This window comes from Mesorhizobium sp. NPDC059025 (assembly GCF_042739655.1).
Taxonomy (GTDB): Bacteria; Pseudomonadota; Alphaproteobacteria; order Rhizobiales; family Rhizobiaceae; genus Mesorhizobium.
On sequence record NZ_JBHYIM010000007.1, the window covers coordinates 165,206 to 182,295 of the forward strand.

Annotated in this window: 18 protein-coding genes; 9 read left to right on the top strand and 9 right to left on the bottom strand. The window is 62.4% G+C overall.

What is annotated here, in order from left to right:
- Positions 1–21: 21 nt before the first annotated feature.
- The 4 genes from ACFWYE_RS18380 to ACFWYE_RS18395 all read right to left on the bottom strand — a co-directional run bounded on the left by ACFWYE_RS18380 (position 22) and on the right by ACFWYE_RS18395 (position 2,836).
- Positions 22–282: a hypothetical protein gene (locus ACFWYE_RS18380; protein ID WP_379066087.1), complete on the bottom strand. Its 261-nt coding sequence runs from the start codon at positions 280–282 to the stop codon at positions 22–24.
- Between the two features lies 1 nt (position 283).
- A complete protein-coding gene (locus tag ACFWYE_RS18385; RefSeq protein ID WP_379113322.1) occupies positions 284–1,147 on the bottom strand; it encodes a lytic transglycosylase domain-containing protein in 864 nt (287 codons plus the stop codon).
- A 5-nt stretch (positions 1,148–1,152) separates the two neighbouring features.
- Positions 1,153–2,406 (bottom strand): flavodoxin-dependent (E)-4-hydroxy-3-methylbut-2-enyl-diphosphate synthase, encoded by a 1,254-nt coding sequence (ispG, locus tag ACFWYE_RS18390; protein ID WP_379113324.1) that lies wholly within the window; start codon positions 2,404–2,406, stop codon positions 1,153–1,155.
- Between the two features lie 250 nt (positions 2,407–2,656).
- Positions 2,657–2,836: a YdcH family protein gene (locus tag ACFWYE_RS18395; RefSeq protein ID WP_129412865.1), complete on the bottom strand. Its 180-nt coding sequence runs from the start codon at positions 2,834–2,836 to the stop codon at positions 2,657–2,659.
- Positions 2,837–3,067: 231 nt separating this feature from the next.
- Here ACFWYE_RS18395 and ACFWYE_RS18400 point away from each other — a divergent pair, with 231 nt between their 5' ends.
- From ACFWYE_RS18400 to ACFWYE_RS18420, 5 genes are all read left to right on the top strand, one after another.
- Positions 3,068–3,271: a YdcH family protein gene (locus ACFWYE_RS18400; protein ID WP_024922779.1), complete on the top strand. Its 204-nt coding sequence runs from the start codon at positions 3,068–3,070 to the stop codon at positions 3,269–3,271.
- 112 nt (positions 3,272–3,383) lie between these two features.
- A complete protein-coding gene (gene purE, locus ACFWYE_RS18405; RefSeq protein ID WP_379113600.1) occupies positions 3,384–3,848 on the top strand; it encodes a 5-(carboxyamino)imidazole ribonucleotide mutase in 465 nt (154 codons plus the stop codon).
- Positions 3,845–4,924, top strand: a complete 1,080-nt coding sequence (locus ACFWYE_RS18410) for a 5-(carboxyamino)imidazole ribonucleotide synthase (protein WP_379113326.1) — start codon at positions 3,845–3,847, stop codon at positions 4,922–4,924. The genes purE and ACFWYE_RS18410 overlap by 4 nt, the downstream gene beginning before the upstream one ends.
- 132 nt (positions 4,925–5,056) lie before the next feature.
- Positions 5,057–5,182, top strand: coding sequence for a type B 50S ribosomal protein L36 (gene ykgO, locus ACFWYE_RS18415; RefSeq protein WP_040974291.1), 126 nt, complete (start codon positions 5,057–5,059; stop codon positions 5,180–5,182).
- A gap of 89 nt (positions 5,183–5,271) precedes the next feature.
- Positions 5,272–5,853 (top strand): tetratricopeptide repeat protein, encoded by a 582-nt coding sequence (locus ACFWYE_RS18420; protein WP_379113328.1) that lies wholly within the window; start codon positions 5,272–5,274, stop codon positions 5,851–5,853.
- Positions 5,854–5,930: 77 nt separating this feature from the next.
- Here ACFWYE_RS18420 and pyk read toward each other — a convergent pair whose 3' ends face one another.
- Together pyk and ACFWYE_RS18430 are read right to left on the bottom strand one after the other, a co-directional pair.
- Entirely contained in the window at positions 5,931–7,361 is a 1,431-nt protein-coding gene (gene pyk / locus ACFWYE_RS18425; RefSeq protein ID WP_379113330.1) for a pyruvate kinase, read from the bottom strand.
- Positions 7,358–7,855: a DUF1036 domain-containing protein gene (locus ACFWYE_RS18430; protein ID WP_129412860.1), complete on the bottom strand. Its 498-nt coding sequence runs from the start codon at positions 7,853–7,855 to the stop codon at positions 7,358–7,360. Before ACFWYE_RS18430 ends, pyk begins: the two co-directional genes overlap by 4 nt.
- A gap of 246 nt (positions 7,856–8,101) precedes the next feature.
- Between ACFWYE_RS18430 and ACFWYE_RS18435 the strand changes: the two genes are divergently transcribed.
- The 3 genes from ACFWYE_RS18435 to ACFWYE_RS18445 all read left to right on the top strand — a co-directional run bounded on the left by ACFWYE_RS18435 (position 8,102) and on the right by ACFWYE_RS18445 (position 10,547).
- On the top strand, positions 8,102–8,899 hold the full coding sequence (locus ACFWYE_RS18435; RefSeq protein WP_379113332.1) for an N-formylglutamate amidohydrolase: 798 nt from the start codon (positions 8,102–8,104) through the stop codon (positions 8,897–8,899).
- A 23-nt stretch (positions 8,900–8,922) separates the two neighbouring features.
- A complete protein-coding gene (locus tag ACFWYE_RS18440) occupies positions 8,923–9,231 on the top strand; it encodes a DUF1244 domain-containing protein (RefSeq protein WP_379113334.1) in 309 nt (102 codons plus the stop codon).
- A gap of 137 nt (positions 9,232–9,368) precedes the next feature.
- Positions 9,369–10,547: an MFS transporter gene (locus tag ACFWYE_RS18445; protein WP_379113336.1), complete on the top strand. Its 1,179-nt coding sequence runs from the start codon at positions 9,369–9,371 to the stop codon at positions 10,545–10,547.
- On the opposite strand, the gene ACFWYE_RS18450 is transcribed toward ACFWYE_RS18445, so the two are convergent.
- Entirely contained in the window at positions 10,532–11,419 is an 888-nt protein-coding gene (locus ACFWYE_RS18450; protein WP_379113338.1) for a LysR family transcriptional regulator, read from the bottom strand. The two genes, ACFWYE_RS18445 and ACFWYE_RS18450, sit on opposite strands and share 16 nt — an antisense overlap.
- A gap of 96 nt (positions 11,420–11,515) precedes the next feature.
- Here ACFWYE_RS18450 and ACFWYE_RS18455 point away from each other — a divergent pair, with 96 nt between their 5' ends.
- Positions 11,516–12,481, top strand: coding sequence for an NAD-dependent epimerase/dehydratase family protein (locus tag ACFWYE_RS18455; RefSeq protein ID WP_379113339.1), 966 nt, complete (start codon positions 11,516–11,518; stop codon positions 12,479–12,481).
- 70 nt (positions 12,482–12,551) lie between these two features.
- Here ACFWYE_RS18455 and ACFWYE_RS18460 read toward each other — a convergent pair whose 3' ends face one another.
- Together ACFWYE_RS18460 and ACFWYE_RS18465 are read right to left on the bottom strand one after the other, a co-directional pair.
- The gene (locus ACFWYE_RS18460; RefSeq protein ID WP_379113341.1) at positions 12,552–15,716 is read right to left on the bottom strand and encodes an efflux RND transporter permease subunit; all 3,165 of its coding nucleotides are present in this window, start codon (positions 15,714–15,716) and stop codon (positions 12,552–12,554) included.
- Between the two features lie 96 nt (positions 15,717–15,812).
- Positions 15,813–16,955 carry an efflux RND transporter periplasmic adaptor subunit gene (locus ACFWYE_RS18465; RefSeq protein ID WP_379066047.1) on the bottom strand — a complete coding sequence of 381 codons (1,143 nt, stop codon included), beginning with the start codon at positions 16,953–16,955 and terminating at the stop codon, positions 15,813–15,815.
- Positions 16,956–17,090 lie beyond the last annotated feature (135 nt).

Genomic DNA, 17,090 nt, shown 5'->3' on the forward strand with positions numbered 1-17,090 from the left:
TCCTCGGGAGGCAGCGTTCGGTTATGATTGGAGCCCGCTGCGGAACTGACCCCACTCTTCCCAAGCATTTTCGGGATCAATATCGGTGTAGCCTCGTTCCGCCGCAAGTTCACGAACAATTGAGGCAGGCATCACAATGGAATGAGCGTCATCGCGAATACGCAACACCTCTGCCTGTGTCAGTGGTGAACCCTTCTTCTCCTCCATGGCGAGCAACACCGCCACAAGAGCCGGTACCGGTACGATTACGAGCGGATCTTCAGCGGGAGGTTCCTTGCTCAACTTATCTGTTCCTCAGCACGATGCAGGCGCCGCCGACGCTGTGCAGTTTGTCGCAGATCGCGTTCGCCGCCTTGCGATCGTCGGCGCCGATGCGCACGGCATAGACGCCCCGTCGCCCCATCGGGGTCCGCACGCGGCTGACGACGGGTTCGACATCGGCAAGCACGGCCGGAAACCGCGCCTGCACCCTTTGCCATTGCCGCACGGCGGCGGAACGTCGGAAATTGCCCGCCACCTGCACGCCCCATGGTTTCACATGCACCGCGGCCATCGGCACCGTCGTTGCCTTGCTCACCGGCAACCGCCGGCAGGCGATCGAGAAATTCCGCTGCCTGGCGTCAAGGGGCAGCACCACCCCGGCATAGGTCTTGTCTGAGAACTTGTCGGCCGGCTCGCCCATGACGTCGAGCACATACTCTTCCGTTTCCAGCGGCAGGAACCCTCCGGAAGCCAGCCAGCGCGCCACCCGGTTTTCACCGGCGTTGTAGGCCGCGGCGGCCAGCCCGAGATTGCCGAATCCGGATTTGAGCTCCGACAGATATCTGGCGGAAGCGGGTATCGCCTGCTCGATGTCGAAAGAATTGACAAGGCCGCGCATCTTTGCGGTGCCCGGCATGAATTGGGCAATGCCTTCAGCGCCCACGGGGCTGACCGCGTTTGGATCGAAACGGCTTTCCTTCCAGATCAGCCGTGCGAAGAAATCCTTCGGCAGCCCCTGTTCGGTCGCATGCACTTCGATCAGGTCGCAAACGCGTCCGATCAGGCGCTTCTGGGCCGAATGCGTATGAGGAGGATCAGCCTTTGCCGGCGACACCGCCGGCAGTGCGAGCAGAACAAGCAAGGCAAGACCGGCAGCACGCCGCATCGCTGCTATTCTGCCGCCGCCTGGCCGTGCCCGCCGAACCGTTGTTCGATATAGTCAGCGACCATTTTCTCGAAATCGGCGGCGATATTGGGTCCGCGCAAGGTCGCTGCCTTGCGTCCGTCGACGAACACCGGCGCGCTCGGCGTCTCGCCGGTGCCCGGCAGCGAAATGCCGATATCGGCATGTTTGGATTCGCCAGGGCCATTGACGATGCAGCCCATCACGGCAACCTTCAGTTCCTCGACGCCAGGATACTTCTCGCGCCAGATCGGCATGTTCTTGCGCAGGTCCTCCTGGATCGACTGCGCGAGCTCCTGGAAGACGGTCGACGTGGTGCGACCGCAGCCGGGGCAAGCCGCCACGATCGGCACGAACTGGCGGAACCCCATGGTCTGCAGAAGTTCCTGCGACACCTGCACCTCACGGGTGCGATCGCCGCCGGGTTCCGGCGTCAGCGAAATGCGGATCGTGTCGCCGATGCCCTGCTGCAGCAGGATGCCCATGGCCGCTGATGAAGCGACGATGCCCTTCGACCCCATGCCGGCCTCGGTAAGCCCGAGATGCAGCGCATGATCGGAACGGGTGGCAAGCATGGTGTAGACGGCAATCAGATCCTGCACGCCGCTGACTTTGGCTGACAGGATGATCTTCTCTCGGCCAAGCCCGATTTCCTCGGCAAGTTCCGCCGACAGGATTGCCGACTGCACGATCGCCTCGCGCATGACCTGGTTCGCCGTCAGCGGCGAGCCCTTTTCCTGGTTCTCGTCCATCAGTCGGGTCAACAGTTCCTGGTCGAGAGACCCCCAGTTGACGCCAATGCGAACCGGCTTGTCGTAGCGGATCGCCGTTTCGACGATCTCGGCGAACTGTTTGTCTTTCTTGTCCTTGAAGCCGACATTGCCAGGGTTGATGCGATATTTTGCCAGCGCCTCGGCACAGGCCGGATGATCGGCCAGCAGCTTGTGGCCGATGTAGTGGAAGTCGCCGACCAGTGGCACATTGACGCCCAGCCGCTCCAGCCGTTCGCGGATTTTCGGCACCGCGGCGGCACTTTCGTCGCGGTCGACGGTGATCCGCACAATCTCCGAGCCGGCGCGATGAAGTGCCGCAACCTGGGCCACCGTCTGGTCGATATCAGCCGTGTCGGTATTGGTCATCGACTGCACGACGACAGGCGCGGAACCGCCGACGATCACGCCGCCGACGTCGACGCCAACCGACTGCCGGCGCGGAAATGGGGAGGAAAAATACCCGGTCATGCCGGTCGCCTCATGAGAAATGCGTCCGGGCATGAGGTGGAGGAGCAACACAGCCTTGTCAATGGCAAGCTCAAGCGCGGCCCGTCAAATCGACGCGCACAAACGGATTCCGGCACTCACGACGCGGCAGCTAACGAGAAAGATCAGGGTGAAACCACGATCCCCCAAGCAATGCCTGGCGAGATACTTAAAAGGTCCCTGGCCGGCGGCTGCGCGCCGCCGGGAGCATTTGCGCCTATTGGGGACTGATTTAGTGAGTCGAGGGTCTGCCCCTCAGTTTTTCCATTTCGTCCTTAATGGCCAGCTTGCGTCGCTTGAGGCACACGATTTCGAGATCGTCCACCGACGGATGCAGCAGCGCGTCATCGATCTCACGTTCGATGTCGCTGTGTTTCCGTTGAAGCTCTTCAAGATGGGACGCTAGAGACATGAATGGTTCTCCCTTTCATATTCCTGCCAGCGACCGACGCACGACGTCCACCGCGGACGCCCGCGTGACGGCCAAATGACAGTGTGCCACCATTGCTTCGCCTTGTCGAATGGCATGTGGTAGCATTCCACCGCGTCGTGAAATGTGATAATGCGTGCGCGCCGCTGGCGAAGGCTGGCGGACCCCGCCCATCAGGCGCGCATGGGCGCCGGAGCCAGCAGAACGGTGGATATGTCGGAACAGGAACAGGCCGAGATTCGTCTCGAGTTTGCACGTTTGAAACAGGAACATGCCGATTTCGACGCGGCCATCAATGCGATGATCGCCACCGGTTGCGATCCTCTGCAGGTGCAACGCATGAAGAAGAAGAAGCTGGCGCTCAAGGATCGGCTGAGCGCGCTCGAAGACCGCATCATTCCCGATATCATCGCCTGAGCGTATCCGGCGCCACCGCAATCCTTGCTCCACAAGGCAAATTCCGCTACCTCGCCACTTTGCCTCCGGGGAGAGCAGCTTGGCCGAGCATAAAGCCGATGTCGCCATCATCATGGGTAGCCAGTCCGACTGGGCGACCATGCGTCACGCCGCGGAATTGCTGGAGGTGCTGGAGATCCCGCACAAGGCGCTGATCGTCTCGGCCCATCGCACCCCGGACCGGCTATACCAGTTCGCCAACGGCGCCAAGGCGGCAGGCTACAAAGTGATCATCGCCGGAGCCGGTGGGGCGGCGCACCTGCCCGGTATGACCGCTGCGATGACTTCGCTGCCAGTATTCGGTGTACCGGTGGAATCGAAAGCGCTGTCGGGGCAGGATTCGCTGCTTTCCATCGTACAGATGCCTGCGGGCATCCCTGTCGGCACACTGGCCATCGGCAAGGCCGGCGCGGCAAACGCCGCGCTGCTGGCCGCTGCCGTGCTCGCCCTCTACGACAAGGCCCTGGCCGAACGGCTTGATGGCTGGCGCGCCGGCCAGACCGCCAGGGTCGCCTTGGAGCCGGTAGACCAGCCGTGACCGCAGCTCTTCCCGCAGGCTCCATCATCGGCATCATCGGCGGTGGCCAGCTTGGCCGCATGCTGGCCATGGCCGCTGCAAAACTCGGCTACGGGACCATCATTCTCGAACCGCAGCCGGACTGCCCGGCCGCCCAGGTCGCGAACCGGCAGATCGTTGCCGCCTACGACGACCCGGCGGCCCTTGCCGAACTTGCAGCAGCCTGCACGGTCGTGACCTACGAGTTCGAGAACGTTCCGGTTGCGGCTGCCGAGAGGCTTTCAGCGACGCGACCCGTACGGCCCTCGGCACGAGCCCTACGGGTGGCTCAGGATCGCGTGGTCGAAAAGCAATTCCTCAATGATATCGGCGTCGCCACCGCCGCCTTCCGCGCCGTCGGCAATGATGCCGATCTTGCCGCCGCGCTCGACGCCTTCGGCAACAGCGGCGTGCTCAAGACGCGGCGCCTCGGTTACGACGGCAAGGGGCAGCGCGTGCTGCGCGGCGTCACGGACGTCGAGGGCACCCACAAGGCGATGGGCGATGTCCCCTTGATCCTGGAAGCGTTGATCGGCTTCGACTACGAAATCTCCATCATCGCGGCGCGCGGCACCGATGGCGCCCTCGCCGTCTATGATCCGGCCCGCAACGTCCATCGCGACGGCATTCTCCACAGCTCGACGGTGCCTTCCGGCATTTCGATCGCCACGGCGGATGCGGCCAAGCAGGCGGCAATGGCGATCATCACCGCGCTCGACTATGTCGGCGTCATCGGCATCGAATTCTTCGTGCTCCCCGACGGCAGCCTGCTCGCCAACGAGATTGCGCCCCGCGTGCACAATTCAGGTCACTGGACCGAGGCGGCCTGCACGGTTTCGCAGTTCGAACAGCATATCCGCGCCGTCGCCGGTCTGCCGCTCGGCGATGCCGGCCGGCACTCGGATTGCGTCATGCAGAACCTGATCGGCCACGATGTCGACCAAGTGCCGGCATTGCTGGCTGAGCCGGACCTGATGCTGCATCTCTACGGCAAGGCCGAGGCCCGGCCCGGACGCAAGATGGGGCACTTCACCCGCATCCGCCCATTTGCCGGCTGAAAGCGTGATCAAGCCGCCTGCAAGGTTGACATGTACCGGGCACCTCGGTATGAGCCGATCGCAACAGGGCGCGTCTTCGGGCGCGCCTTTAAAGTTCAGCCCGAAACCGGGCTCATACCGACGGGCAAGACCATGAAGATCAAGAATTCGCTCAAGGCGCTCAAGGCGCGTCACCGTGACAACCGCCTGGTTCGCCGCAAGGGCCGCATCTACATCATCAACAAGACCGCTCCGCGCTACAAGGCGCGCCAGGGCTGATCCTGCTGTGGCGCGTATTGAGCGCTGCATGATGATGCTGAATTCAGATTCAGTTTGAACGTCCGGCATCCCGGAGATAGAATCCGGGAATGCGGACGTTATTCGCCGTTTGTACGGCTCTTTCCCTCTCTTTTTCGCTGCCAGCCATTGCTGCCGACGACGGTGTCAAACCTGCGGTAGCACAGACGCGCGAACAGCGCATCGACCAGCTTTTCACCGACCTCAAGCATGCGCGCAGTCCGAAATCGGCCGAACTCGTTGCCGGCCGCATCTGGAACGAATGGAACCGGTCCGGCAGCGCCTCGGTCGACCTGATGATGCAATGGTCGCAGAAAGCGATCGAAGACAAGAAGTTCGACGTCGCGCTCGACTTCCTCGACCAGGTGGTGACGCTGCAGCCCAAATATGCCGAGGGCTGGAACCGCCGCGCCACCGCGCATTTCCTGATGAAGAACTATGCCAAGTCGATGGTCGATATCGAGCAGACGCTGGAACTGGAACCCCGTCATTTCGGCGCCCTGTCGGGGATGGCGCAGATCCTGACCGAGACCGGACGCAAGCAGGCCGCGCTCGATGCCTGGCAGAAGGTGCTCGACCTCTACCCCATGCTGCGCAATGCGCAGGACCAGGTGTCGAAGCTGTCGGAGGAACTGGCGGGAGAGGCGATCTAGGGCAGTAGGGCAGTGAGTTAGCCTGGCGCCATACACGGCAAAGTGTTTACTGCCCTATTCCCTCATTCCCCCTGATCTTACTGCTTCCCATCTGCCCCGAGATAGGCGATCCGCAGCATGTTGGTGGAGCCCGGCGTCCTCAGCGGTACGCCCGCGGTGATGATGATGCGGTCGCCCGCCTTGCCGAAGCCCTGCTCCGAAGCGATGCGGCAGGCACGATCGACCATGTCGTCGAGATCGGTTGCATCTTCCGAAACCACGCAATGCGTGCCCCATAGCAAGGAGAGGCGCCGGGCCGTGGCAAGGATCGGCGACAGCGCGATGATCGGCACCTGCGGCCGTTCGCGGGCAGCTCGCAGGCCCGTCGTGCCGGAAGCCGTGTAGGTCACGATCGCCGACAGTTTCAGCGTCTCGGCAATCTCGCGTGCCGCCAGCGAGATGGCATCGGCACCTGTCGCCTCCGGCTCGGAGCGCTGGGCATTGATGATGCCGGCATAGGTCGGGTCGCGTTCGACACGTTCGGCGATGCGGTTCATGGTCGCCACAGCTTCGACCGGATAGGACCCTGCTGCGGATTCAGCCGACAGCATGATCGCATCGGCGCCCTCGAACACGGCGGTCGCGACGTCCGACACTTCGGCGCGGGTCGGCACCGGCGCGGAGATCATCGATTCCAGCATCTGCGTCGCCACCACCACCGGCTTGCCGGCGCGGCGCGCCGCGCGGGTGATCTGCTTCTGGATGCCCGGCACAGCCTCCAGCGGCAATTCGACGCCGAGGTCGCCGCGCGCCACCATCAGCGCATCCGACAGCTCGATGATCTCGGCCAGCCGCGCCACGGCCTGCGGTTTCTCGATCTTGGAAAGCAGCAGCGCCCGGCCACGCGCGATCTTGCGTGCCTCGGCGAGGTCCTCCGGACGCTGGATGAAAGAAAGCGCTACCCAGTCGACGCCGGCGGCCAGGACCGCGTCGAGATCGGCACGATCCTTCTCGGTGAGCGCACCGACCGGCAGCTCGGTGTCCGGCAGCGACACGCCCTTCTTGTCGGAAATCTTGGTACCGACCACCACGGTGGCGACGATCGAATGGCCATCAACCTTCACGGCCTTCAGTTCGACCTTGCCGTCATCGATCAGCAGCCGGTCGCCAACGGCGACCGAGCGCAGGATTTCGGGATGCGGCAGATGGACACGCTTGGAATCACCGAGCTCCGGATTGTCGTCCAGGGTGAAGGTCTGGCCAACTTTCAGTTCTTCCTTGCCGTTGGCGAATTTGCCGACGCGCAGCTTCGGCCCCTGCAGATCGGCCAGGATGCCGATCGGACGACCGACTGCGGCCTCTACCGAGCGGATGCGACCAACAAGTGTGCGCATCAGGTCATGATCGGAATGGCTCATGTTGATGCGGAACACATCCGCACCTGCTTCGAAGAGCTTCTTCAGCATCGCTTCATCGGAGGAAGCAGGACCGATGGTGGCTAGGATCTTGACCTTGCGGCTACGTCTCATTGATTGTTCTGACCGTTGCTTGGCGGAGCGGCCGGGGTGCCATCCGCAGTGGGCTGCTCGGTCAGCTGGACCATCCAACTCGCCTGCTCGCCTGTGTCGTATTCCTGGAATCCGGCGCGCTGGAAGCCCCGGGCGACGCAATCGGTTACGCCGGCAATCTTGAATTCCTTCTCGGCAACACACATCGAGATCGGACCATCCCAACGACCGCCGCGCTCGGCATCTTCTGCATAGAGATAGTAAAACCTCGATGACAGCGGCCCTTCGATCAGCGTCTTGCAGGTCGAACCTTCGATGTGCCACCAACCTTCGGTGATCCAGCCGGTCTTGGCACGATAGCCGATGCCCACGCCGACCAGATTCTGCGTGGCATTACAGACACGGAAATCGGCCCTGGCCGGAGAAGCCATCACCAGAGGCGCCGCGAACAGGGCAAACAGCGGCAGCAAGAGGGCGAGGCCCTTTCGCGTACGCTGCCGGCTGGCGGATGCCATTCGAGACCCCTCGCTGAGTGAAACTTGCATGATCAGGCGCCCTTTTCGAAGATGTCCGGGCGCATGTCAACGCGCGCCCCACTGTGAATCCAATCGATTTAATTGGCAAGCCGGCGCATGCTATGCCGGAGGATGAAAGTTTTTCGCAAAAACCTTGACCAAACAACGGCATTGCGCGGACTTCCGCTTCATGGGATCACGTTACCATCCCGCTCCGAGACGCCACCGCTTGATTTTCCCCGTGCCATGACCCGATCCACAGTTTTTGCGCCATTTGATCTGATCGAGGGCGATCGCAGTCGTGGCATCGTGCTGGTGGCAGACCATGCGCGACGCGAACTGCCGGAGGAGTATGGAGCGCTCGGCCTGCCGGCCGCCGAATTCGAGCGCCACATCGCCTATGATATCGGCGTTGAAGCCGTAACGCGCGAATTGGCCTCATTGCTTGGTGTGCCGGCAGTGCTCGCCAATTTTTCACGCCTGCTGATCGACCCCAATCGCGGCGAAGACGACCCGACGCTGATCCGCCAGCTTTATGACGGCACCATCGTTCCGGGCAATTATCCGATGCCGGCCGAAGAGCGCGAAAGGCGGCTGGAGCGGTTCTACCGCCCTTATCATGACGCTGTCGCTGCCGTTGTCGCCTCGGTGGTCCAGAAGTCCGGGCGCGCGCCGTTCATCTTCTCTGTTCATTCCTTCACTCCGGTCATGCAGGGCCGCGCCAGGCCTTGGCACGTCGGCGTCTTGTGGGATCTCGATGATCGTGCGCCGCGCGCACTCATCGAAGCGCTCGCTGCAGACAAGGATCTCGTGGTCGGCGACAATGAACCGTATGACGGCGCCCTGCGCGGCGACACCATGTTTCGCCATGCCATCGTCAATGGCTTCGCACATGCCTTGATTGAGATACGGCAGGATCTGATTGCCGACACCAAAGGTGCGCTCGCATGGGCGGAAAGGCTGGCTCCCATCGTTGACGCGATCAACCGCCGTTCCGATATACACGCTGTGAAGATATTCGGTTCGCGCACCGGACCACTGTGAAGCGCCAACACGAGGGCACCACCATGACCGATCTGAGCGACGAACAGCAGCGCGATTTCGAGGCGGCGGCCTTCCGTCGGCTGGTCGAGCATCTGCGCGAACGCAGCGACGTCCAGAACATCGACCTGATGAATCTCGCCGGCTTCTGCCGCAACTGCCTGTCCAACTGGTACCGCGAGGCAGCGGAGGCGGAAGGCGTCGCGCTCTCCAAGGACCAGTCCCGCGAGATCGTCTACGGCATGCCCTATGGCGAGTGGCAGGCGCGCCATCAGACCGAGGCATCGGATGCCCAGAAGGCTGCCTTCGCGGTCAATCGCCCGAAAGATCACTGAGGCACGCGGGCGGCAGACACGCCCTTCCTGCAGCTCGCGGCCTCCTTCTCGGATGGTTCGATCGCCTTAATTGCTTGACGATGACTTTGAATCGATCTAACGATTGAATCGTTCCAATTCTTGTTCGAGCCATCGCCATGACCGCAGTTTCCTCCCTGCAAGATGCCGCGCGCGGTCGCTGGGCTGTGGCAGCGATGTTCTTCATCAACGGCTTCCTGACCGGCAGTTGGGCTCCGCAGATCCCGGTTTTCCTGACCCGCCTGGACATCAGCAAGTTCACGCTCGGCGTTCTGATCCTGCTGTTTGGCCTCGGCGCGCTGGTCTTCATGCCACTGTCCGGCTACCTCATGTCGAAACATGGCTCGCGCGCCGTCGTTCGCGGTTTTGCCAGCGTGGCCGTGTTTGGCCTGCTTCTGGTGGCGCTGGCCCCCAGCCTGCCATTGGCGGCTGCTGCCCTGTTCCTGTTCGGAGGACTGGTCGGCGGCATGGATGTGGCCATGAACGCAAACGCCGTCTCGGTTGAGCGCCGCCTTTCGCGCGCGGTCATGTCCTCCTCGCACGGTTTCTGGAGCCTCGGCGGCTTCGCCGGTGGCGGCATCGGCGGACTTGTCATCCAGAACTATGGCCATCTGACACATGCCGTCGGCGTCACCATCATTGCCATCGTGCTGCTTGCCTTGACCGCCGGCTATCTGGTCAGCGATCCCAAGAAACTGGCCCATGAGGAACATCACAAGTTCACATTCCCTAAGAGCCCCGGCATCTATCTGATCGGCCTGATGGCCTTGATCACCATGGTGCCGGAAGGCGCTGTGCTGGACTGGGCCGCTCTCTATCTGAATCAGGAGCTTGGCGCCGATCTCGCTACCGCCGGCCTCGCCTACGCATTGTTCTCGGGTGCCATGGCCACAATGCGCTTCGCTGGCGATGGTGTGCGCAACCGGTTCGGTGCGGTAACGACGCTACGCGTCTGCTCGCTGATCGCTGCTTCCGGCATATTGGTGGCAGCCCTGTCGCCTTGGCCATGGCTGGCAATCGCCGCCTTCGCCTTTGCCGGGCTGGGCATCGCCAATATGGTTCCGATCGCCTTTTCAGCCGGTGGCAATCAGCCCGGCATGGCATCCGGCACGGGCATGAGCGTGGTCACGACCATGGGTTATTCGGGCATTTTGCTGGCGCCGTCGCTGATCGGCTTCGTTGCCGAGCATGTCGGCTTTACAGCGGTCTTTGTGGTGCTGTCGGGGTTCCTGGCAGCGGTGTTCTTGATGTCCAACCTCGCCCACGCCGCTGATTTCGTCGCTCAGCCGGCGGAATAGCGCTTCAGCGCTTCGTGCAGGAAATCCACGACGCGGCGGATGCGCAGCGAGCCGCGCACATCGCGGTGCATGGCGAGCCAAACCGGTAGAGCCGGCAGCGCGAGATCAGGCAGCAAGGGTTCCACATTTGGGTCCCGATCGACCAGGGGCCGCTGCGTGAAACCGATACCGTTGCCGGCGCGCACCGCTTGCCAATGCACGATCTGGTTGTCGCAGCGGAAGCGGAAGGCACTGCGGTCCAGTGGGATGCCTGCGGCAGCGAAACCGCGGATGATGCCGTCGTCACGGTCGAAACCGACAATGTCGTGGTTGACGATATCAGCGACGGATTCGGGTCGGCCGCGCCGTTCGATATAGGTGGTGGCGGCACAGGCGCACAGCGCAATGTCGGTAACCTTGCGCGCCACCAGCTCGTTCTGCATGGGCCGAACCATGCGAATGGCGATATCGGCGTCGCGGCGCAGCAGGTTCTCGACCTGGTTGGAAGCCGCTACCTCGATCTCGATGCCCGGTTCCTCGAGACCGAGCCCAGCGATGATTTCAGGCAGGACGAACGCCGCCACCACCTCGCTGGCTGAGATCCGCACAGTTCCCTCGACCGCCTCGACAGAGCCCAATGCCAACAGGGAAAAAGCCGTTGCCTGTTCGGCGACCGCCTGGCCTCTCTCGTAAAGAATCGCGCCTGCCTCGGTGAGTTCGTGCCCCTGCCGGCCACGCCGGAACAGCGTCACATCCAGCGCCTGTTCAAGCTCCGAGATGTGGCGTCCAAGCGTCGGCTGGCTCGAGGAGAGCTTTCTCGCCGCAGCCGACAGACTGCCGGTTTCAGCCACCGCAACAAAACTTTTGATCAAATTCCAGTCGATGTCTTTCATTCAAAAATGAATATCATAAAGCCGAAAACAGTCAATTTCCATTCGCCAGTGAAAGGGAAAAATAGGGACATCGCAACACCGACAAGGAGATCCGACATGACCAGTATCGCAATCCTCGGCGCCAACGGACGGCTCGGCCGCGCTATCGGCAAGGCATTCATCCAGGCCGGCTATGACGTTCGCGGCATCACCCGCAGCGGCAGGCTGCCGGCCGATCTCGCTGGCGCCAGCGGCATCGCCGCCAATGCGCTCGACCGCGAGGCTCTGGTGCGCGCCACGGCCGGCGTCGATATCATCTTCCACGGCCTGAGCCCGGTCTATTCCGACTGGAGCAGTGTTCTGCCGATGGCCGAGAATGTGGTTGCCGCCTGCGAGGCCAATGGCGCCCTCCTGCTCTTCCCCGGCACCATCTACAACTACGGTTCGCCGCTTCCGGAAATCATCACCGAGGATACGCCGTTCAATCCGACGACTGAAAAGGGTCGTATTCGCGTGGCACTGGAAACCCTGCTGCGCACCGAAGCGGACGCCGGACGCCTGCGCACCATCCTGTTGCGGGCCGGCGATTTCTTCGGCGGCACAGGCACCGGCTCATGGTTTGACCTGGGCATGGCCTCAAAGATCCAGAAGGGCGTCTACACCGCCGCCGGCCCGACCGATATCGTGCATGAATGGGCATATCTGCCCGATCTCGCCGCCGCCTTTGTCGAACTGGCGGACCGACAGGATCAACTGGGCTACTATGAGACCTTCCATTTCCCGGGTCACGCCATCACCGACCTGCAGATGAAGGCTGCTCTCGAGCGAGCCGTGGGCCACAAGCTTGCGATGTCATCGCTGCCCTGGTGGGTGTTCAAGATCGGCGCACCGTTCATGCCGATGTGGAAGGCGATGCTGCAGATGTCATACCTGCGCTTCGAGCCACACCGGCTGGCGTCAAACCGCCTGGAGGATGTCATCGGGCCAATCCCGCACACGCCGCTCGACCGCGCCGTTGCCGAGGCGCTGACCGATCTGGGCATCCCTGTCGCAAGTCTCGCGGCACAGAAGGAAGCTGCATAACGGCCCTGCAACGACAAACAAAAGGCCGCCGGGTCGACCCGGCGGCCTTCTTCACATCATAACGATGATTCTACTCTGCAGCCTTGGGCAACGCCCCCGCTGCACCGAGATCCGGCGCGTCGTCGTTGGAAGCGGCGACCTTGCCCCGGCGGAACAGCCACCCAAGCCAGCTGCGCTGGCCAGGCTTGCGCTTGGCACGGGTGAACACCATCAGCATGGCCGGCGTCACCACCAGCGTCAGCAGCGTTGCGAAGGACAGACCGAACACGATCGCCGACGACAGCGAAATCCACCATTGCGTCGACGGTGCATTGATCGTCGTCTCGTGGTGGAAGATCTCAAGGCCGAGACCAAACGCGATCGGCAGCACGCCGAGGATCGCCGACACGGCGGTCAGCACCACCGGACGGGCGCGTTCGCGGCAGGTCTGCAGCACCGCTTCCGTCTTGTCCCAGCCTTCTTCACGCAACCGGTCGTAGGTGTCGATCAGCACGATGTTGTTGTTCACCACCACGCCGGCCAGAGCGATCACGCCGATGCCCGACATGACGATGCCGAACGGCTGGCCGGTCATCATCAGTCCGAGGAACACGCCGATCGTCGCCATGACCACGCAAGACAGCACCAGCAAGACCGATGTGAACTTGTTGAACTGCGCCAGCAGCACCAGGAAGATCAGGAAGATGGCGGCGCCGAATGCCTTGGACAGGAACGCGCTCGCTTCCGCACTGTCCTCATTGGAGCCGGCAAGTTTCCAGCGGAAGTTGTCGGGAAGGCCCATGTCGGCGATCGTCTTGGTCACCTCCGCCTGCACGACCGCGACCTGCGCTCCCGCCGCGACGTTTGCCTGAACCACCACGGTGCGTGCGCCATCGATACGGTTCAGCGTGCCGACACTTGGTTCCGGCTTGCGGATGACGAAATTGGCGATCGGCACCGAGCCCTGGCTGGTCTGCACGCGCAGTTCGTCCAGCGTCGACAGTGTCCGCCGATCCTCAGGCAGACGCAGACGTATATCGACCGCCTTGTCGGCACCGGCCGGGCGGTATTCGCTGAGCTTCAGCCCGTTGGTGACGAGTTGCACGACAGTGCCGACCGAGGTCGGGTTGACGCCGTATTGCGCGGCCTTGCTGCGGTCGACCTCAAGGGCCCAGTCGATGCCGGGCGGCGGCAGGCCATCCGTGACGTCGATGACATTGGGGACCTTGGCGATATGCGCGGCGACATCGCGTGCCACCTTATCGATGCCGGCCGGATCGACAGCCGAAATACGCACCTGGATCGGCTTGCCGGTTGGCGGGCCAGCCTCGGGCACGCGCACTTCGACATCGACGCCCGGAATGCCAGCGGTTGCCTTGCGCAGATCGTCGAGGATCTGGTTCGCTGCCTTGCGCTCGCGCCAGTCGACAAATTCATACTGGATGACGCCGACGACATCCTCGGGAACGTCTGCGCCACCACCTCGTGTCTTGCCTACCCGCGTATAGACGGACTTCACGCCCGGCCAGCCAAGAAGCTTTTCCTCCGCGGTGCGTGTCGCGGCGTCCATTTCGGCAAGCGAGAGGTTGCCACGAGCGTGCACATACAGCAGGCCATAATCCGGTTCGACATTTGGGAAGAACTCGACACCGGCACCATATTTGGAATAGCCGACCTGAATACCGACCAGCAGCACGACGGTCATCACCAGAACCGTCTTCGGATACTGCACCGCCTTGCGCACGACCGCCATGTAGGCGCCGTCCTTGCGCTCCTCCTCACTGTGGACCTCAGCCTTGGCGAAGATCGCACCAAGCGTTGGCGTGAACACGAGGGCATAGAGCATGGACGCAGCCAGCGTGACGATCAGCGTGATCGGCAGGTACTTCATGAAGTCGCCGATGATCCCTGGCCAGAACAGCAGTGGCGAGAAGGCGGCGATACGCGTCATGGTAGCAGCGATGACCGGGCCGGCCATGCGCTTGGCGGCCAGAGCGAAGGCCTCTTCCTTCGGCATGCCTTCGGTCATGCGCCTTTCGGCGAATTCGGTGACGATGATGGCATCGTCCACCAGCATACCGACCGCCAGGATCAGGCTGAACAGCACGATCATGTTGATCGTGTAGCCCATCAGCGCCAGCAGCAGGATGCCGATCAGGAAGGATGAGGGAATCGCCAGGCCGATGAGCAACGAGGCGCGACCGGAAAGTGCGTAGAGGATGACGATGAAGACCAGGATGACCGCGATCAGCACATGGTTCTGCAGATCGTTCAGCAACTGCTTCACGAAGACGGATTTGTCCTGCGTATAGGTGACTTCCATGCCAGCCGGCGCGATCTTGACGAACTCGTTGGCGACCCTCTTGGCGCCCTCGATCGTCTCGACGATGTTGGCGCCGATGCGCTTCTTCACTTCGATGGCGATGGCCGGCTTGCCGTCCAGGCGGGTAATGGTCTCGGCGTCCTTGAAGGTCGAGCGGATGGAGGCGACATCCTTGGCCTGCACCACTGCGTTCGGCCGCGCCACAACGGGCAGGTTGGCGACATCCTCCGGCGTTTCGATGAGCGACGGCACCTTGACCGCGTATTTGCCTTCCGAACCTTCAATGTTGCCCGCGGCAACCAGGCTGTTGGACTGGCCGACGCCCTGCATCAGCTGGTCGAGCTGCAGTCCGTAGGAAGAAAGCTTGACCGGATCGACGACAACTTCGACGAGATCGTCGCGCGAGCCCTGCAGCGTGCCTTCCAGCACGCCGGGAACTTCCTCGATGCGGTCGCGCAATTCGCGCGCGGCCTTGGCCAGCACCCGCTCCGGCACATTGCCGGACAAGGTGACGACCAGAACCGGGAATTCGGAAATATTGACTTCGTTGACGGTCGGCTCTTCGGCCGCCTGGGGTAAGTCCGCCTTGGCGTCCTGCACCTTGGATCGCGTGTCCTGCAACGCCTGTGCAAGATTGGTCGACGGGTCGAATTCGACCAGCACGTAGCCACCACCCTGATAGGCGGCCGAGCGCATTTCCTTCAGCCCCTTGAGGCTCTTGAGCTTGGTCTCGACCGGCCTCAGCAGCAGCCGCTCCGAGTCTTCGGGCGAAATGCCCTGATAGACCAGGGAGACGTACATCATCGGGATCGGAACGTCCGGCTCGGCTTCCTTGGGCACGGACATATACGCGACGGCGCCTGCAAGGAGCAGGAACAGCAGCACCGAAATGGTCAGCCGCGCATTCTGGATGGCAAGCTTGACGATATCCATGGGCAGATCCCGAATTTGGATTCGATATGACGGCTAGAGCAATTCCCGGAAAAATATGTAACGGTTTCCCACTCGGAATTGCGTAAAAACAAAGAGTTAGAGCGTCCCGCCAGCGGCATTGTCGCCAACCAGTTTCTTGATTTCCTGTGGATCAGCCGCGACCGGCTGCACGATATCGCCTTCCGTCACCAGCTCCTGGCCGGCGACGATGATGCGCGCATCCGTTGGAATACCGCCAAGCACGAGACCACCTGGCATGTCGTCAACGAGGTCGATCGGAAAGAACATGACCTTGTTTTCCTTGTCGACAGCGCGAATGCCCAGGTCGCCCTTCTTGCCGAGTGTCACGACCGAGCGCGGCAGCATGACCGCATCGGTCGGTTTGGCCGACAGCGTGATTTCGGCGGTCATGCCGGCCGGGATGGCACCGTCCGCATTCGGAATGGCGATCTCGACACGGAAGGTGCGGGTGGCAGCGGAAGCGTCACGGCTGATGTAGCGGACGGTGCCTTCGGCGACCTGGCCGCTCACCAGCCGCACATTGGCCTTGTCGCCGATCTTGAGATAGCCGAGGTCACGTTCGCTGACTTCGCCGCGCGCGATCACCGGATCAAGGCTGAGGATGGTGGCCACCTCGCCGCCCAGGGGCACGGCGCTGCCGAGTTCCACCGGTACGCGGTCGATGACACCATCGAACGGTGCCTTCACCTCCTTGCGGGTGAGTTCAGACTCGGCAGCAGAAAGCTGCGACGTCGCCAGTGCCAGTGCAGAGCGGGCGCTGTCGAGCTGCAGCTTGGCAAGATTTCCAGTCTTGGCCAACCGTTCGGCGGCATCGAGCTCCGCCTGGCGCTGACCCTTCAACTGGCGGGCATTCTCGACCGCCGAGATCTTCTCTTCGGCATCGAGCATCAGCACGGTATCGCCGAGCTTGACGTGATCGCCCTGCTTGACCGGCAGTTCGCTGATGATGCCGGCCACACGTGTCGCTAGCACGGCACGCTTGTCGGCTTCGGTGACACCCGAAATGCGGATGGCCCGGGCATGTTCGCTGCGCGGCGGTGTCACCACCTTGACGATACGCAGCGAGGCTTTCTGCTCTGCAGGTTCCGGCTTGGCCGCGGTCTTGGGCTGTTCCGCGGCAGCGCTACCCACAGACGAGAAATGTCCAGTACCCATCCACGCCGCAAAGCCAACAAGCACCACAATCGCTGCGACCTTGTGAAACCTCATCTTCGGCATCGTCATCCATCCGGCAAAACGTGAACCCCCGCCGCGTCTCCGGTCGGCGCGAACTCGATATGGGAATGCGTGGTGCGATCTTCAATTTACCGTGATCGGCGGAGCGCGCTTTCTACATGAATCGCTCTTATTAGA

Bases quoted from the DNA above. Each gene is read 5' to 3' on its own strand.
- ACFWYE_RS18420 (WP_379113328.1), top strand. From the start codon at position 5,272: ATGCGGACGTTATTCGCCGTTTGTACGGCTCTTTCCCTCTCTTTTTCG.
- ispG (WP_379113324.1), bottom strand. From the start codon at position 2,406: ATGACCGGGTATTTTTCCTCCCCATTTCCGCGCCGGCAGTCGGTTGGC.
- pyk (WP_379113330.1), bottom strand. From the start codon at position 7,361: ATGAGACGTAGCCGCAAGGTCAAGATCCTAGCCACCATCGGTCCTGCT.
- ACFWYE_RS18440 (WP_379113334.1), top strand. From the start codon at position 8,923: ATGACCGATCTGAGCGACGAACAGCAGCGCGATTTCGAGGCGGCGGCC.
- ACFWYE_RS18445 (WP_379113336.1), top strand. From the start codon at position 9,369: ATGACCGCAGTTTCCTCCCTGCAAGATGCCGCGCGCGGTCGCTGGGCT.
- ACFWYE_RS18460 (WP_379113341.1), bottom strand. From the start codon at position 15,716: ATGGATATCGTCAAGCTTGCCATCCAGAATGCGCGGCTGACCATTTCG.
- ACFWYE_RS18465 (WP_379066047.1), bottom strand. From the start codon at position 16,955: ATGCCGAAGATGAGGTTTCACAAGGTCGCAGCGATTGTGGTGCTTGTT.
- purE (WP_379113600.1), top strand. From the start codon at position 3,384: ATGGGTAGCCAGTCCGACTGGGCGACCATGCGTCACGCCGCGGAATTG.
- ACFWYE_RS18395 (WP_129412865.1), bottom strand. From the start codon at position 2,836: ATGTCTCTAGCGTCCCATCTTGAAGAGCTTCAACGGAAACACAGCGAC.
- ACFWYE_RS18455 (WP_379113339.1), top strand. From the start codon at position 11,516: ATGACCAGTATCGCAATCCTCGGCGCCAACGGACGGCTCGGCCGCGCT.
- ACFWYE_RS18430 (WP_129412860.1), bottom strand. From the start codon at position 7,855: ATGGCATCCGCCAGCCGGCAGCGTACGCGAAAGGGCCTCGCCCTCTTG.
- ACFWYE_RS18385 (WP_379113322.1), bottom strand. From the start codon at position 1,147: ATGCGGCGTGCTGCCGGTCTTGCCTTGCTTGTTCTGCTCGCACTGCCG.
- ykgO (WP_040974291.1), top strand. From the start codon at position 5,057: ATGAAGATCAAGAATTCGCTCAAGGCGCTCAAGGCGCGTCACCGTGAC.
- ACFWYE_RS18400 (WP_024922779.1), top strand. From the start codon at position 3,068: ATGTCGGAACAGGAACAGGCCGAGATTCGTCTCGAGTTTGCACGTTTG.
- ACFWYE_RS18450 (WP_379113338.1), bottom strand. From the start codon at position 11,419: ATGAAAGACATCGACTGGAATTTGATCAAAAGTTTTGTTGCGGTGGCT.
- ACFWYE_RS18435 (WP_379113332.1), top strand. From the start codon at position 8,102: ATGACCCGATCCACAGTTTTTGCGCCATTTGATCTGATCGAGGGCGAT.